This window comes from Streptomyces sp. NPDC060035, from assembly GCF_042736635.1.
Taxonomy (GTDB): domain Bacteria; phylum Actinomycetota; class Actinomycetes; order Streptomycetales; family Streptomycetaceae; genus Streptomyces.
Genome location: NZ_JBHWVO010000057.1, coordinates 1 through 15325, shown reverse-complemented (window position 1 = coordinate 15325; position 15325 = coordinate 1). Strand labels below are relative to the sequence as shown.

Annotated in this window: 15 protein-coding genes and 4 pseudogenes; 6 read left to right on the top strand and 13 right to left on the bottom strand. The window is 66.9% G+C overall.

The window, feature by feature from the left end; translation table 11 throughout:
• On the top strand, positions 1-593 hold a 593-nt coding region (locus ACFWBQ_RS37855), incomplete at its 5' end, for a transposase (protein ID WP_385508481.1).
• Between the two features lie 356 nt (positions 594-949).
• On the opposite strand, the gene ACFWBQ_RS37850 is transcribed toward ACFWBQ_RS37855, so the two are convergent.
• The 7 genes from ACFWBQ_RS37850 to ACFWBQ_RS37820 all read right to left on the bottom strand — a co-directional run bounded on the left by ACFWBQ_RS37850 (position 950) and on the right by ACFWBQ_RS37820 (position 8815).
• Entirely contained in the window at positions 950-1486 is a 537-nt protein-coding gene (locus tag ACFWBQ_RS37850; protein ID WP_385508479.1) for a hypothetical protein, read from the bottom strand.
• Positions 1449-3938, bottom strand: coding sequence for a tyrosine-type recombinase/integrase (locus ACFWBQ_RS37845; protein ID WP_385508477.1), 2490 nt, complete (start codon positions 3936-3938; stop codon positions 1449-1451). Before ACFWBQ_RS37845 ends, ACFWBQ_RS37850 begins: the two co-directional genes overlap by 38 nt.
• Positions 3935-4639: a site-specific integrase gene (locus tag ACFWBQ_RS37840; RefSeq protein ID WP_385508475.1), complete on the bottom strand. Its 705-nt coding sequence runs from the start codon at positions 4637-4639 to the stop codon at positions 3935-3937. Before ACFWBQ_RS37840 ends, ACFWBQ_RS37845 begins: the two co-directional genes overlap by 4 nt.
• Before the next feature lie 317 nt (positions 4640-4956).
• Positions 4957-5421, bottom strand: coding sequence for a Tn3 family transposase (locus ACFWBQ_RS37835; protein ID WP_385508473.1), 465 nt, complete (start codon positions 5419-5421; stop codon positions 4957-4959).
• A 15-nt stretch (positions 5422-5436) separates the two neighbouring features.
• Positions 5437-6099: a recombinase family protein gene (locus ACFWBQ_RS37830; protein ID WP_385508471.1), complete on the bottom strand. Its 663-nt coding sequence runs from the start codon at positions 6097-6099 to the stop codon at positions 5437-5439.
• Positions 6100-6505: 406 nt separating this feature from the next.
• On the bottom strand, positions 6506-7963 hold the full coding sequence (locus ACFWBQ_RS37825; protein WP_385508470.1) for a hypothetical protein: 1458 nt from the start codon (positions 7961-7963) through the stop codon (positions 6506-6508).
• 555 nt (positions 7964-8518) lie between these two features.
• Positions 8519-8815, bottom strand: coding sequence for a hypothetical protein (locus tag ACFWBQ_RS37820; RefSeq protein WP_385508468.1), 297 nt, complete (start codon positions 8813-8815; stop codon positions 8519-8521).
• 149 nt (positions 8816-8964) lie between these two features.
• On the opposite strand from ACFWBQ_RS37820, the gene ACFWBQ_RS37815 reads away from it, so the two are divergent.
• Positions 8965-9477 (top strand): hypothetical protein, encoded by a 513-nt coding sequence (locus ACFWBQ_RS37815; RefSeq protein WP_385508466.1) that lies wholly within the window; start codon positions 8965-8967, stop codon positions 9475-9477.
• Positions 9440-10159: an endonuclease/exonuclease/phosphatase family protein gene (locus ACFWBQ_RS37810; protein WP_385508464.1), complete on the top strand. Its 720-nt coding sequence runs from the start codon at positions 9440-9442 to the stop codon at positions 10157-10159. The genes ACFWBQ_RS37815 and ACFWBQ_RS37810 overlap by 38 nt, the downstream gene beginning before the upstream one ends.
• Before the next feature lie 45 nt (positions 10160-10204).
• Here the strand turns inward: ACFWBQ_RS37810 and ACFWBQ_RS37805 are convergent, their stop codons facing one another.
• A complete protein-coding gene (locus ACFWBQ_RS37805; protein ID WP_385508462.1) occupies positions 10205-10402 on the bottom strand; it encodes a hypothetical protein in 198 nt (65 codons plus the stop codon).
• A 367-nt stretch (positions 10403-10769) separates the two neighbouring features.
• Here ACFWBQ_RS37805 and ACFWBQ_RS37800 point away from each other — a divergent pair, with 367 nt between their 5' ends.
• Entirely contained in the window at positions 10770-10925 is a 156-nt protein-coding gene (locus ACFWBQ_RS37800) for a hypothetical protein (protein WP_385508461.1), read from the top strand.
• A 39-nt stretch (positions 10926-10964) separates the two neighbouring features.
• Here ACFWBQ_RS37800 and ACFWBQ_RS37795 read toward each other — a convergent pair.
• The 4 genes and pseudogenes from ACFWBQ_RS37795 to ACFWBQ_RS37780 all read right to left on the bottom strand — a co-directional run.
• Positions 10965-11228, bottom strand: a pseudogene (locus ACFWBQ_RS37795) (IS110 family transposase); the annotation flags it as partial.
• Between the two features lie 119 nt (positions 11229-11347).
• Positions 11348-11698 (bottom strand): hypothetical protein, encoded by a 351-nt coding sequence (locus ACFWBQ_RS37790; RefSeq protein ID WP_385508459.1) that lies wholly within the window; start codon positions 11696-11698, stop codon positions 11348-11350.
• A gap of 322 nt (positions 11699-12020) precedes the next feature.
• Positions 12021-12197: pseudogene (locus ACFWBQ_RS37785) on the bottom strand (transposase family protein); the annotation flags it as partial.
• Positions 12198-12335: 138 nt separating this feature from the next.
• Positions 12336-12671, bottom strand: a pseudogene (locus ACFWBQ_RS37780) (DUF6584 family protein); the annotation flags it as partial.
• A gap of 5 nt (positions 12672-12676) precedes the next feature.
• On the opposite strand from ACFWBQ_RS37780, the pseudogene ACFWBQ_RS37775 reads away from it, so the two are divergent.
• Both ACFWBQ_RS37775 and ACFWBQ_RS37770 read left to right on the top strand, forming a co-directional pair.
• Positions 12677-13357, top strand: a pseudogene (locus tag ACFWBQ_RS37775) (IS701 family transposase); the annotation flags it as partial.
• A gap of 271 nt (positions 13358-13628) precedes the next feature.
• Entirely contained in the window at positions 13629-14327 is a 699-nt protein-coding gene (locus ACFWBQ_RS37770) for an alpha/beta fold hydrolase (RefSeq protein ID WP_385508456.1), read from the top strand.
• Here the strand turns inward: ACFWBQ_RS37770 and ACFWBQ_RS37765 are convergent.
• A protein-coding gene (locus ACFWBQ_RS37765) for an IS5 family transposase (protein WP_385508454.1) occupies positions 14311-15185 on the bottom strand; the annotation gives its coding sequence in 2 pieces (ribosomal slippage) (positions 14311-14462 and positions 14462-15185; 876 coding nt in all). The two genes, ACFWBQ_RS37770 and ACFWBQ_RS37765, sit on opposite strands and share 17 nt — an antisense overlap.
• Positions 15186-15325: the final 140 nt, after the last annotated feature.

The window sequence follows — 15325 nt, the reverse complement described above, 5'->3', positions numbered from 1 at the left end:
GGGTGACGGCGGACGCCGGTTACGGCTACAGCAAGGGCTGGCGGCACGAGCTGGAACAGGCCGATGTCTTCCATGTCATGGCCACCACCCGGCACGACACCGTCGTCACCCGCTGGGCCATGGACCATCCCGTTCATGATCTGTTTCCCGGCCTGCCACGGCAGAAGTGGAAACGCCGCTCGTGCGGCGCGGGGGCACATGGCCCGCGGGTCTATGACTGGGCTCGCGTCGAGGTTCGGCCCTGGCACCGCGAAGACCGCCGGCACTGGGTCATCGCCCGCCGCAGTGTCAGCCGGCCCAAGGAGATCTCCTACTACATCGCCTATTGTCCCGTGGGGACGACGCTGGACCAACTGATCTCAATAGCAGGAAGTCGGTGGGCTGTTGAGGAGTGCTTCCAGACCGCGAAGCAGGAATGCGGCCTGGACGACTACCAAGTCCGCCGCTATCCCGGCTGGCATCGCCACGTGACGCTGTCCATGGCCGTCCATGCCTGCCTGACTGTTCTGCGGGCCCGCGAGCTCGATACGGAGAAAGCAGAAACGGATCCTCCCAGCTCATCCACCTCAGCCTCGCCGAGATCAGACGCCTGATCACTCGCCTCACCCACCGGCAGCCCCCGCCTGTCGATCACATCCTGCACTGGTCGACATGGCGACGCAGACGACAACACCAAGCCCGCGTCAGCCACCACAAACAACGCGGACACAGCCCCTAACACCTGCCCACCAGTCAGAACAAACACCGTTGCAGTACTAGCTCGTGCGTGGAGTACTCGCCAAACCGGTTGATGTGCTCGGTCAGGTACGGCGAGATGTGAGCCAGGTCCTCCGGCTCGATCATCCAGCAGCTGCCGCACGATCTCCGCGATGTCCAGGGCGTTATGAAAAATGACCGCTTCTCTGAACTTCGAGATTGGCGTCGAGGAGGTGTGAACTCGCAGCCTCGGTCAGGGCAGGTGTTGGCGAGTTTCTATCCAAGCGAGAAGTTGATCCCGTATTGGGCCAGGTTGCGAGTGGTTGACGAGCCTGTCCAGATGGGCCGTCAGGTTCTTGTGCCGCCGTAGCTCGCCCATCTGCTCAGCTGTGAGGTCGCGCCAGTGATCGGCGAGAGCACGGGCCTCAGCAGGGGTGAGCGCAAGTGCGGTGACAGTGTCGGCTGCCAACGTCTCGGGGTTCCAGTCGTCATCCTCGTCGTCAGGGCCGAGCTGGTCGATCATCCACATCCGGAGCATGAAGTTCTGCTGAGCTGCTCTTGCTCGATCCCACAGACCGTCGCCGTGCAGACGCTGGTTGGCCCGCAATGACAGCTTGGCCCACTGTTGGCGTTCGCGGGGTTCGTCGGCGCGATAGGCGTGGCCCTGCGCGACGACACGTACCGCCTCAAGCTGCTGGCTTGGGGCGTCCGAGGCGAACGCCTGAAGGCGTTCGATCGTCCAGGTGCTGAGGTCACCGCTTGGGTTTCCGTGATCGGCATCGGCGTTCAAAAGTCCTCGTTCCTGATGGTTGGCATGCCGAGGTCGACTTCGGCTCCCTTGTGGGGACGCCGGTCGACCTGGGCGAGCTTGTCCTTGACTCCCTCAAGGCTGACACGCAGTCCTTCGACTTCGCCGAGCCACCCCTCGCGCTCAGCCTCCGCGATTCGGGCGATGAGATTGTCGCGGATCTCGACCAGCCGGTCGCGCTGGCAGGGTCGGGCCAGAGCATCGGGCAGCGGACGCAGGCGTGTTCGTGGATGCAGGGGGTGCCGAACGCGCGGCCGCATGCACCGATGGAGACTTTGCGTCGCTCGAAGTGGCCGCGGAATTCCTGCCATTCATCGTCGGTGGGGACGCGGTATTCCTCACTCGGCCGGAGAGACCGGCGGCGGGCAAGGAAAGCCATGTGTGCCTGGATTGCCTCCTCGGGGTAGACGGCCTTGTAGCCGAGAGTCACGTTGATGTCCTGGTGCCCGGCGATCACCTGGGCGATGTGCGGCGGCAGTCCGTTGAGGATGGCGTCGGTGATGAACAGCCGCCGAAAGTCATGTGGTGTGTAGCGGAGTGGGTCGCCGGTGGCGTCGGTCAGGCCGGTGTCGATGAGGGCCTGGTCCAGCATGGTGCGGACGGTTTCGTCGGTGAACGCGCGGTCCTCGCCGCAGATGCGTCGTTGGAATAGCAGTGGGGCGGGCTCCTGCCACTCGCACTCGCCGCGGTCGTAGGAGCGGACCAGGGGAACGGTGCCGGTGGCGTTCCGGGCTCGGCAGATGACCGCGCTGAGGACGTCGGCGAGCTCGGGGCTGACCAGCAGCAGCCGCTCGGTGTCCGTCTTGGACGGAGCGATCTGAAGAAGGGGGACGAGTTCGCCGGTGGTGGGCAGCCGGTATTGGACCAGGCTGTGGTGGCTGAGTTCGAGCAGTTCCTCGATGCGAATGCCGGTGGCCCGCAGGACCTCGATGACAGCCCAGGTCCAGAATGCGCGCTCGTCTGCGAGTCCCAGATCGCGGCGTTTCCCGGTGTGGGGGTCCTCAGCCCAGATCCGGCCGGCCGTTCCGTGCGGAACCACGGCGCGTACGAGTTGCTGGCCGGCAGCGGTGAATACCTCGCCAGGGTCGGCATTCCGGGCGGCTTCCAGTACCGCGGCGGCGTCCCTGCGGCGCTGGTCGACCGAGCTGACGAGGATGGGCAGGACCGGCAGGCGCTCGCGCGTGCGGGCGTCCATCCTGGCCTTGCGCTGTCGTTGTACTTTACGGTTCTCCAACTCGTCAGCTCTCACCGGACTCGGTGCCACCCACGGGCCCCAGCGGCCTGGGTCTTCCAGGGCCCACTGGGCGATATCGAGGTAGAAGGCCCTCACCTGGGTGAGCGTGTCCCGGTGGTTGAGCCTCTCGACCTTGGTGCTCGTGCGGCGGCCATCGGGGGTGGTGACGGTCTTGTCCTTGGTGCGGATCCTCTGCTTCCACTGACCGATGACGTCCGGGGCGAGGCGGAGGCTGCCAGCATCGGGGTGGTGGTGCTCGATGTCCTGCCAGAAGCGTTTGCCCAGGTGGTAGGAGAGGGACTTCAAGCTGTTGTAGTCCAGCGCGGGCTGACGTTCACGGAGATAGTCCACCAGTAGGTCACGGACAGCACGGCAGCGCAGGCCGTAGCGGTCGATCAGTTCCTCCGGGGTCCGTTGTCCCAGGTAGCGGACCTCGCGCAGATTTTGTGGGGCATCCTCTCCGAGGGCTCCGAACTGGTGCAGCAGGCGGTAGAACACCTCGGTGCCCGCCATAGCCCGCTTGAGCACCACGGCCTGGGTCTCAAGAAGTTCCAGGACGTCGCCGACGGTGATGTCGGCGATCGTGCCGACCTTCGCCGCGAGGATGAGGGCGCTGCGGCAGAGCGTTGTAGTGACGGCGCCCGGCCGCACGCCCTGGGCTTGCGCACCCAGCTCCCGCAGGCGCTCAAATCCATCTGGGTCTCGGCTGTGTGTCATGGAGCGGACCAGTACTCCCTGTCGGCTGGCCCCGGCGGCCAACCAGTCCACCGAAGGCCGTAGCAGCTCAGCACTGATCAGCGTCGTCAGGGCCCGACCCACCACCGGCATGCGCCAGTCTGCCCTCAGACCGTGCTCGTGAAGCCACTGCTTGATCACCGGCCTCCAAGCGGCACCGGCCTGTTCGATGCCGCTGGCCTTCCACCGCTCCTGCCAAGTCTGCCCAGGCTGATCTTCCAGCCAGTCCAGCACCATGACAATGCCGTGCTTGTGGTGCAATTCGCTGCCGGCGTTCTCCAGCGTGTAGGGCGGACGAGACAGCAAACGGGCCGCCTCGGCGCGGGAGCGCTCGGTGCCCGGCCAGTCATCGGGAACACTGCGAGCGGGGAAGCGCTGCCGGGCGACCATCGCGCGAGTGAGCTGAGACTCCAGGCCAGCGACCGGGGTGCACAGGCTGGCGCCCGGCGACGAGATGACGGTCATCGCACACCGGTTCCGAACAGCACATCGAGGCTTTCCGGACGGTAGTCGGCTGCCGGAAGTGGAGCGATGCGGGCGGCAGCCTGCCGTGTCTGCTCAGCATGGTGGGCCAACAGCCGCCGGATCACCACCTCCTTGCGAGGCGTGAGGTAAAGCTGTGTTGTGGTCAACTGAGCATGTCCGAGGACGAATTGAACATCAGTAAGGGGGAGGCTCGGGTCTTCGGCCATCCGGTAGGCGGCGGTGTGCCGAAGCGCGTGCAGCGTCGCCGACGTTCCCGCTTGGGCGTTCGCCCGCTCGAACATGCGATGAACCGCGTGGTAGGTCAGCGGCCTCGACGGAGAACGCAGGGTCCACCACAGCGGCAGGCGTCGCCCGCGCGGGATCGCGTCGTCCATCTCCAGCTGGTAGAGCCGAAGCCAGACGAACGCGTCGGTCGAGGCAGGTAGTTCTTGGACCTCGCCGGTGCCCTTGCGGACCACCGAGATCAGCTGACGCCCCGGCTCGGCACCGGCCTGCCAGGTGCTCAGCAGTTCGCTGGCACGCGCGCCGGTGGAGACGTAGAAGGCGACGAGGGCCCGGTCTCGGTGTGACGGGAGCCGGGCGAAGATCTCGTTGAACTCCTCGTCGGGGACGCTGCGGGGCACCCGCCTGGGCACCCTCGGCCGGTAGAGCCCGATGCGTTCGTTGCGGGGCGGGTCCATCGGGTTGTGGTGGGCGTGGGCCCGCCGGCCGTGACGTGCTCGGTCCAGCGGGAACGGGTTGAGGACCGGTCCGGTGCCGATGTCGCGGTGGAAGTCGTAGAAACTCCGCAGCACTGTCTCACTGTGCGCTCGCACCGACGGTGCGTACGGCTTGCCACCTGCGGCCCATCGGCCCGCCTCGCTCGGGCGTCGCCAGTGCGGTCGTCTCGGCTGCCCGGCGACTTGAAGCCAGCGGGAGAAGTCCCTCGCCTCGAGCCGGCACGCTCGGTCCCACGGCGCCTCGACAGCCCAGAGGAAACGGAACCAGCGCAGCAGATCTATCCCGTAGGAACGGGCAGTCGCCGCCGAGCGACCGGCTCCTTGCAGGTCCCGCAGGAATGCGCGCGCTCCTTCAACCGGCTCCCCGGCGGGGTCGATGAGCCGGTAGGGATCCCACGGATCATCCATGGCCACCAATTCCCCGACCAGAGGGACAGACAGGGCTGCCAGGTCTCGCGATGCCTCCATGGCCGACTCAACGACGCTTCCGCCACCAGGTCACTGACCTGCGGAAACTCCGCTACTAGTTCAGTCAACAGGTCGTTCGTGAGCAGAGCATTGAACTTCATCGCCTTCTCCTGCTCGACCGGGTCGTTGTCCGCGATGACCCCGCGATTACCGAAGCCGATCCACTGCGAGAACCCGTTGAACGACTCCGTCTTGTTCGTCGCCGCAGTCACCCGCCGGCGAAGCGCCGGATCGGAGAGGTAGGGGTCCAGCCAAGGTGAGGCTGAAAGCCACAACGGCTCCGCCGTGGGCTACGAGGTACTGCCTTCGAGCTGGCGCGGAACCCGGGCAACGCGTAGTTCGCGCAGGTCGGGGATGTGGTTGTAGAGGGTGCCGGCCGAGACGCCGAGGAGCTTCGCGATGGACTCGATGCTGCTCTCCGGGTTGGGGAGCATGTCGCGGGCCGCGCGCAGGAGCTCGGGCGTGATGACCGAGGGGCGCCCGCCGGTCCGGCCGCGGGCGCGGGCGGCGGCCAAGCCCTCGTTCGTCCCCGCGACGATGAGCTCGCGGATGAATTCCGCGAGCGCGGCGAAGACGTGGAAGATCAGACGCCCGCCGGGGGTGGTGGTGTCCAGGTTCTCGTAGAGCGAGGTGAAGCCGACACCGCGCTCGCGCAGCTCGGCGACCATCGTCACGAGGCCCTTGAGGGAGCGGCCGTAGCGGTCGAGGGAGGGCACCACGAGGGTGTCGCCCTCGGTCAGGAAGGCGTGGCACGCCTTGAGCTCGGGGCGCAGGTCGTTCTTGCCGGACTTCGTGTCGGCGAAGATGCGGCGGCAGCCGACCGCATTAAGCGCGTCGAGCTGGCGGTCCAGTTTCTGGCCGCCGGTGGAGACCCGGGCGTAACCGATCTTGATGTCGGTCCGTAGAGCAGGCTCGGCGACGAGGAGTTCAAAGGACTCGGAGGGTGCGTTCACCCCCGGATCCTCTCAAGAAACGGTGGTCTGGGGTTGTTGCAGCACCAGGGTGTTTTAAGGGAGTTTTTGAAGGCGATCCGGGATCCGTGCGAGCCGGTTCCGTGATCCTCAATAAACGATCGTTTTCTGAGGATCGGCCGAGGATCACCGAAACGGGGCCAGGGCCCTCAACAACTCCCTCAAAAACCCCCGGCCCTTCAAGAACCGCACGACACCCTTTGATGAGGAACACCTTGACAGAACGTCACCTTCATCACGGAGAGCTACTTGTCACTTCGCGGCAGCTCGGGAGGACCGGGCCGTTTCCGGGTGCCGAACGGGGAGTCGTTGGCGAACCAGCGGGCCAGGCCAACGACGGGACGGCCCCGCCGTTGTGTTTGGCGGGGCCGTCATTCGGCGTACCGGGCTATTCTTCGCAGAGCCGGGGGACCTGCTCGCACTTGTAGGGCGGCGGACCCGGGGGCCTGGGGCTCGGCGGTGGCGGCGGACTCTTGCCGGGGTCGGTGACCCTCGCCCCGGCTGGGTACCTCGCCACCTCCTGGATGCGGTACCGGAGCTCGAAGTCGTTGGACGTGGACCTGGTGACGTGGGGGGACCCGACCCCGAACGCCTCCCGGGCGGTGAACCTCCTGGCGAACAGACCGATGACGTCGTTGTTGTCCAAGAGGCGTCCGCTCACCTGCGCGGGATCGCGTCTGACCCCGAACCGCCCGTCGATCCAGTCCGACTCCCAGCCGCTGCTCTGGAGGTAGAAGCTGCCGTTGTCGGGGACGAAGAACTCAGCCGTCATGTTCGGCAGCTGCACGGTCTGGCCGCCGCCGACGTCCCTGAGGGCTCTGCTGCTCGCGGCGTTCGGCCGCAGCCAGCGCGGGCCGGCCTGCAGGTACAGCTCCCATTCCCCGGAGGCGCCGGGGTCATGGTCGCGCAGGACTCGGATCGAGTCGAACGTGACGCGCAGCTTCCGGTAGCCCCGCGTGAGCTGCGGCTCCCGCCACCCGGTGACGATCGTCGCGCCGTAGGTGTGGGACGCGGCGGTCCTGCCCGCGTTCAGCGGGACGCGCACATGGACGCGTGTGGGGTTATCGGCCGGAGTCGGGGTGAGCACGGGCTGCCCTCTCCCGGCCATCGTGCCTTCGCGGTGCGGGGTGATGGCGATCGGACTGGCCGTGGGCGATGGCCGGGGAGGCAGCGGAATGTCGAACTCGTAGTCACGGTTAGCGACGGGGGCGTTGTAGTAGCCGCCGCGGCCGTGCGCCCAGAAATACGTGACGTTGGTGTGCGAGGGCGCCTGGTCGCGCCCGATCGTGACCCTCGGCTCCGAACGGGTGAAGGCGACCGCTTTGGGCGGGTGTATCTCCGTGCGGTAGGGAGGGTGGCCGCAGTCGAAGACGTGCCGCCCCATCATCCAGGCGCGGTCGCCCCTGGTGGGGAAGTACCTCATCGGGAAGTAGGCGGTCTCCCACTCCATTTCCATGGCACGTGGGCGGTCGGTGTAGCGGTGGTCCCGTACCAGGTCGACGATTGTCTCGTTCCCGTTGCTGACCATCCGGTGGTAATACGGCGCGTCGATCGCCATGTACCAGATCCAGTCGTGGCTGTTGTGGCTGAACGGCCAGTCCTCGCTGGTGACCTTGCTCAGTAAGACATCACCTTCGACCGCCTCGGGCCGCCCGGGGTTCCCGAGCTCCGGAAGTGTCCCCGGTGGCCCCGCGATGGTGTCGCGAGGATCGACGCTCACCCACTGCGGCTTCACCATGCTGAGCTGCTGGCCGCCCCAGCCCGGGCCGCCGGTACGGCAGCCGCGGGCTCTCGCCCGCTCGTTGGGGATCTCCCCCGGGGGCCCGACGAGGGCACTCGACGCCATGAGCAGACACAACGCGGCGCATAGCAGGGCAAGCGAACGGCCCCCTCTTCGGGCTGTCCGGGATCGCGGAGCGCGCATGAATCCGTCCTCTCCGGTACTGGGTTCCGCATGCTTGGACGGGAGGCAGTGCCAACCGGCACCCGCCCCTGGCGGCGGGATAAAGCACGCTGGCGAACGAGCGGAGAAAACGCCTCTCAGCCCGCTCCCCGACGCGGACCAGGCTAGACAGCGCTCCCCGGCCCCGCATCTTGGGGAATTCCTCGCGGTTTCTCCCGCGCCGACGGCCTGGCTCCGCCCGGCCCGCCGCCAGCTCTTCCTCATCGGCATGCCCGCCAGACGGTTCCGTGACGAGGACCGCCTCCTCCACGAGGCCGAAGCCACCGGCGGCGACCCCGCCGCATCTGCGACCTGTTCGGCCTATCCGTCGGCGCGGCCCTGCGCTACACCCCCACTGTCAACCAACCAGGCAAATGGCACAGACAGCGGATCAAGCCGACTGATGCCGCCGGTTCGGCGGGCCCATACGAACCCGGGCCCGCCCAGGAACTGTTCTGGTCACACCATCCGTCGGTTCGACTTTGCGCACACTTCGGAAAACGCGAACCCACGGCCTTTGGAGATCTCGATCAGCACCTGACGGGCCGATTCACAGTCACCGGCGGCGCGGTGTCCCCCGCAGAGCCGGAGCCAGCGGCCGGAGCCGAGCCAGCCCGCGTACGCCTGCATCAGGCAGTACCAGTTGTCCGAGGGCTCCAGATGCATCGGCTTCTTCTCCGCCCGCGCGATGTCCTTGAGCACAACGGATCGGTCGTACGCAACGTTGTACGCACAGACGGTCCGACGCTTGGTCACCTTGCGGAGGCGGGGGAGAACCTTCTCGAACGGGCGGGCGTCGGTTTATCCGAACCGGCCCTGTAGTCCTGGCTCAGACACCAGGGAGCGTGGGCCGAGGCCACGCTGGCCGCCCCGCAGCCCCCGAAGCCGCGTAGGTATGTATCGGCGTGCAAGGGCTTCGCTGTTCGAAGCCCTTGCTGGACGGGCTGGACGAGATGCCCCCGCAGGCGCGGGCGGAGGCGCTGGCGGCCCTGAGCCGGCAGCTGGGACGGGGCGAACGGCTGGTGCTGACCTGCCGGGCTGACGAGTACCAGCGGACGGTGGAGGAGAGTACGGTGCTCACCGCCGCCGCGGTGGTCGAGCTGTGCCCGCCGGACCCGGCCGACCTGCAGACCTATCTGCGGGTGAGCACGGCCCCCGCCCGGACCGGCTGCTGGGATCCCCTGTTCGCCGAGGTGGAAAGCACCCCCGGCGGGCCGGTGGCCCAGGCACTGTCCACTCCCTTGATAGCCTGGCTCGCCCGTACCGCCTACGCGGACACGGCGTCCGACCCCGCGGAGCTGCTCGCCGGCACGAACCTCGACGGCGCGCCCCTGATCAGCACCAAACCGCAGGACGACGCGGTCTTCGACGTGCGCAACATTGTCATCGCCACCCACCCTGCCGGTCCTCAAGCATGAGCAGCTGAAGAACGACCTGGTTGCCGAGCCCCACTACCAGCGGCTGACTGCCACACCCCCCGACGCGGCGCCGGTCGCGATCGGCATCGAGCGGCCCATCCTGCACGCGCAGATCGACATCGACCACGCCGCGCCCGGCCGTGTGCTGCACGTCATCACGGTGCACCTGAAGTCGAAGCTCCTCACCGATATTCCCGGGCAGGTGATCGACGCCCAGAAGGGCATCTGGCGCTCCGCCGACGCCTGGGCCGAGGGAAGCTTCCTATCGTCGATGAAGCGCATGAGCCAGGCCCTGGAGGTCAGGCGGCTGATCGACCAGATCCTCGACGATGATCCGGACGCGCGCATCATCGTCGCCGGTGACTTCAACGCCGAACCTGAGGAAGTCCCGGTTCTGGCGATCTGCGGCAACGTCGAGGACACAGGCAACGGCGACCTCGCCACCCGGGTCCTGGTCCCCATCGAGCACAGCATCTCCAATGAGGCTCGCTACACCCTCTTCCACCACGGCCGCGGCCAGATGATCGACCACATGCTTGTCACCCGCAACCTCCTCGCTCACTATCGCGGCTCAGAGATCCACAACGAGATCCTCCACGACGACTCCCTCGCCTTCGCCACCGACAGCAAATACCCCGAGTCCGACCACACCCCCGTCGTCGCCACCTTCGACTTCGACTGACCGCCCCGCGGATGACGGTGACGATCACGTACGAGGGGACCAGCATCACGGTCGAAGGAGCGGCCGACCGATGAAGTCGGCGAGCGTGTCCTGAGCGGCGGACAGGATGACCGTCAACAACTGCTTGTCCTGAATGACCAGTCCGGGGTCGGCGAGATCGGTCGGCAGCCAGCCGTCGAACCCGTACCGCGAGTCCGTGGGCGGTGCCCGTGCGCGCGATCTTCGGTGTGATGCCGCAGGCACGGATGAGGCGTCGGTACTTGTCGCCGTCGTAGCCCCGGTCGGCGAACAGTCGGCGCGGCCGATGCCGGGGCCGGCCGCGGCAGCCCGCCGTGACCAGCAACGACAACGGCTTCTGCCCCTGCTCGCAGGCCAGATGAATCTTCGTCGTGAACCCGCCCCGCGACCGGCCCAGACCGTGATCCTCCGTTCGAGGTCGCGCCGAGGTCGCGCCGAGGTCCGCCGATGTCGCTGTTGCGAGGATGCGCGGGGTCGACACCTACGCTTTCTTCGCTGTCCTCACCTTGCGGTATGCCCTGCTAGCCCATGGCTCGGGAAACGCTGATGACGCGGTGTCCTGCGGCCATTTGCGGCGCTCACCGCGATGGGGATGCTGGACCAGAACGTGGCGGGGGCCAGCCTTCTCGCCGAGGAACAACGGCTCCAGTCCCTCTCGCTGAGTAGTGACGCTGCAGGTCTGTGGGACGCGAGCGTCACGGCAGGAAGGGAGAGGCTCCGTGCCGTGCTGGGCCGCCTGCCCCGCTAGGCATGCTTCTGATCTCTCGCCGTAAGATACGGCCTCTGGTTATGCGGCCATCGCGCCCACCTCGCCGGGCGGAGCCGGGAAGGCCGATGCCTCGTCATATCGATGGCCGTGTTGGAGGCAGTGGTAGAGCTGTCCGAGCAGGCGATTGAAGAGGTTCCGCTGGGCGGATGCGTGCCAGTCTCCGTGGTCGTCGCGACGCCTGCGGTATTGGATTTTGGCGCCGGGCGAGGCGTTGGGGGCGGAGAAGGCCCAGAGATAGCCGACGTGGTTGAGCCGGTCGTTCTTCACCCACCGTCGGGTGACCGGACAGATCATCGAGACACGTCAGCCGCTGTGGATCTGACGTCCGCGAGGTACGTGGCCGATTTGATCGAAGCCGATGTGAACCAGTCACGCGCCACCTTCATGGCCGGCGACGCCGTCTACTGGTAGGCCTGGTTCAGCGCCCAGATCGCCCAGACGATCACGGCCAGTGGAATCACGAGGGCCGCGGTGCCGAGCGTGATACCCGCCCGCGCCCGGAAGCGATCGGCTCCCTGCCGGCCCCGCATCCTGCGCAGAGCGACGGTGCCTGAGACGACCGCAGAGAATCCCACGGGCACGATGCTGCAGACGAGAAGAAGACGGACCCACATCGGGACCGGGACCGGCAGCAAGGGGCAGACAATCATCGCGAGGGTGACAGCACCCAGTACCAGCGACGCTGTACCCGGCGACTGCTGCCGCACCGGCGCCTGTTCACTCGATCCTGCCATCTGCTCAACGGAACTCATGCCCGGGATGCTAGGCGGCAGGTACCGCGCTCCGCTTGGGCTCGAGTACCTAAGTCGTCCTGAGTAGTCCGCTGCCGGACCATTGCGAGCGGAGGGCTCTGTGCGTACGGAGTTTCAAACCGTGGCGCGTGTACGAGATCAGCAGAGGTTCAAAGATGGGCTCTCAGAGCTATTGAATGGTCGTCTCAGTCGGTGACGCGGCGATAGCAGACCAGGACGCTGGCGATGCCGGTATTGCCACGCAGGTGACAACGAACGATCCTCACACGAGGTGCGCAGTTACATGCCGTCGGGCGGGGTGGGTGTGGCTGGTGGTAGTACGCGGCGCGAGCTGGCGCATCGTCAAGTTGGTGCGCCAGTACGCCGTGACCAGCAGAGCCCGGTCCTCCAGTGGGAGGCTCCACGGCCGCCCTTGCGGACCGCATCCGCACCCTTGCGCCGCAGTAGGGTCACCAGTTTGCCGAACAGGCGAGGGCTCAGCCCGGGTGAACGGGGCTATCCAGGACGGCTCCGAACCGTGACCCCACCAGACACAGCGAGGGTCATTTCACTCGTCACCGGGTGTCCCATTCACGGCAGTATTGGACGGTCCCACCGAACCTTGAGCGGCGCTCGTCACAGTTCCCGGTGACCTGAGTCAGTCGAGGAGGGCAACGAGCCCGTTCACCCAGATCGCGAGGAACACAAAGGCCACCACCAGGCAGCCGACGCCCGCCAGCACACCGCCGACCGTCCACGGCTCGGAGGGCGCCTCGTACTCCCCTTTCAGGTCGTCCCGGTAGGAGGCGGGGTCGTCCCAGTCGACAGGGTGCCCCAACTCCTCGGCGCAGGCGGTCCGCACCGCGACCAGCTGCCCCTCCGCGAAGGCGGCGGCGGTCTTCGCCTCGGGGCCGTGCCAGGCGAGGGCCTTCATCCGCCACCTGGGAGACCCGTACCGCGCCTCGAAGGCGGCGGTCTCGTCGGCGTTCCGGTCCGTTCTGCCGCCGGGCCGGCATTGAAGACGAGGTGGGGTTCGCGACCAAGGTGGCGATGGCCAAGGCAATGGTCCGCCGGACGATCGCCGACAAGATCCCGTTCCGCTGGGTGACCGCGGATGCCGGCTACGGCTACAGCAAGGGCTGGCGCTCTGAGCTGGAACAGGCGGACGTTTTCCACGTCATGGCCACTACACGCCACGACACGGTCGTTACCCGCTGGGCCATCGACCACCCCGTGAGCGAGCTCTTCCCCGGCCTGCCCCGGCAGAAGTGGAAACGCCGCTCATGCGGCCAAGGTGCCCACGGGCCCCGCGTCTACGACTGGGCACGCGTTGAAGTCCGCCCCTGGCACCGACCCGACCGCCGACACTGGGTGATCGCCCGCCGCAGCGTTGCCCGCCCCCAAGAGCTCTCGTACATCGCCTACTGCCCCGCCGACACCACACTGGACGAGCTGATCCAAGTCGCCGGGAGCCGCTGGGCGATCGAGGAATGCTTCCAGACCGCGAAGCGGGAGTGCGGCCTGGACGACTACCAGGTCCGGCGATACCCCGGCTGGCACCGCCACATCACCCTGGCCATGGCCGCCCATGCCTGCCTCACCGTCCTGCGTGCCCGCCAGCTCGACACGGGGAAAGCAGAAACGGATCCTCCCAGCTCATCCACCTCAGCCTCGCAGAGAATCAGACGCCTGATCCACCGCCTCACCGACCGGCAGCCCGCACCCGTCGACCACATCCTCCACTGGTCAACCTGGCGCCGAAAACGACAACACCAAGCCCGCACCAGCCACTACAAACAACGCGGACACACCCCACCAGTGGCTAACCACCCGTCACGGCAAACACCGTTGCAGTACTAGGCCGTGTATCGCAAGTGGATCAAGGTGGCGGGTTGGCCGTAGTCCGGAGCTAGGCTCACCAGTCTGGCGTCGATCTGAGGAGACGGGCGCGTTGGCTGCTGCGGTGCTGGTTCACGGTCTGTATCACCGTCCCGAGCACTTTGCCGTGCTGGCAGAACGATTGCGGACCGCCGGAACCGAGGTATTCGTGCCTGAGCTCCACCGGGGCTCATTGCATGCTGACACAGCTGCCGTCCAGGCCGTCATCGATGCGCTGCCGGAGCCCCCGATCGTCCTCGGTCACTCCTACGGAGGGTCAGTGATCACAGGGGTGTGCGGAGCGGGGCACCTGGTCTATCTGGCGGCCTTCGTACTGGATGCCGACGAGAGCGCGGCCAGTCTGGGCGGTACGTCCCCGCAGCTCAAGGATGCGATCATCCCTGAGCCCGACGGCTCGACCAGCCTGCACCCCGGCCGGGCTATCGACGCTCTCTACGGCGACTGTCCCGAACCCCTCGCCGCGCGGGCGGTTGGCCTACTGCGTGCGCAAGCCCCAGGCTGCGGACGAGGAGTCCCGCAACGCCACAGTTGGAAAAAGACTCCCTCCACCTACGTCGTCTGTGCACAGGACCGGGCCATCGACCCCGGCCTCCAGCGGAGGATGGCCTCGCGCTGCACCGACGTGCGCGAATGGCAGACAGGCCACTCCCCGTTCGTGGGACAGCCCGATCTCATCGTGGAACTTCTGCGGGAATTGCTCGCCACCACCACCCCTCCCAGCGGAAACGTACGAGTCACAACCACTCGTTGATGGCTGCGATCAGGACGGTGGCCTCGTATCGGACCGCGAGCTTGTCGTATCTGGTGGCGACGGCGCGGTGCCTCTTGAGGCGGTTGATCGCGCACTCGACCGCATGGCGCTCGCGGTAGTCGACTGGGTCGAAGCGGGTGGTCGGCCCCCGTGGGAGCCCCGATTTCTGCGGTTACGTGCCTGGTCAGCCTTATCGGGGATGGTGCAGCGGATCCCGCGGCGGCGTAGGTAGGCGCGGTTCTGGCGGGATGCGTACGCCTTGTCACCGCGTACTCGATTGGGACGGACGCGCGGCCGGCCCGCCCCGATGCGGGGCACGCGGACCTTCTCCAGAACGGGTTCGAACTGTGGCGAGTCCCCACGCTGCCTGGCTGTTACCACGATCGACATGGGCTTCTGACCTTGCTCGACGGCCAGGTGCAGCTTGGTGGTGAAGCCGCCGCGTGAGCGTCCCAGTCCGTGATCGCGGGGCTCGGTGGAGACACCGCCTGGTGGTTCCTTCTGCAGGTCACCACGCTTCCGGGCCCCGGCCGCATGCTGATGGGCGCGGCACACCGTGGAGTCGACACTCAGGTCCCACGTGATCGCACCCTTCGCGTCAGCCACGGACTGGAGCCGGGTCAGGACCCGGTGCCAGGTGCCGTCCCGTTGCCATCGGCGAAACAGGTCGTAGATCCGGCCCCACGGCCCGTACTCGACAGGTATGTCCCGCCACGGAACCCCCGTCCGAACCCGGAACCGTATGCCGTCGATCAGCTGGCGCCGGGGCCAGACGGGCGGCCGCCCTCCCTTCGCCCCCTTCGGCAACAACGGCTTCAGCACCGCCCACTGCTCGTCTGTGAGATCTCCCCGCGCCATGAACCAAGATCATTCATCGCTCAAGATCCACTTTCGATACACGGCCTAGTGTTCTGAGTCGGGAATTCTGTTCAGATAACTGGCGAGGCGTTCGAGGATTTCGTCCGCGGTCTTTGTCCAGATGTAGGGCTTCGGATCGG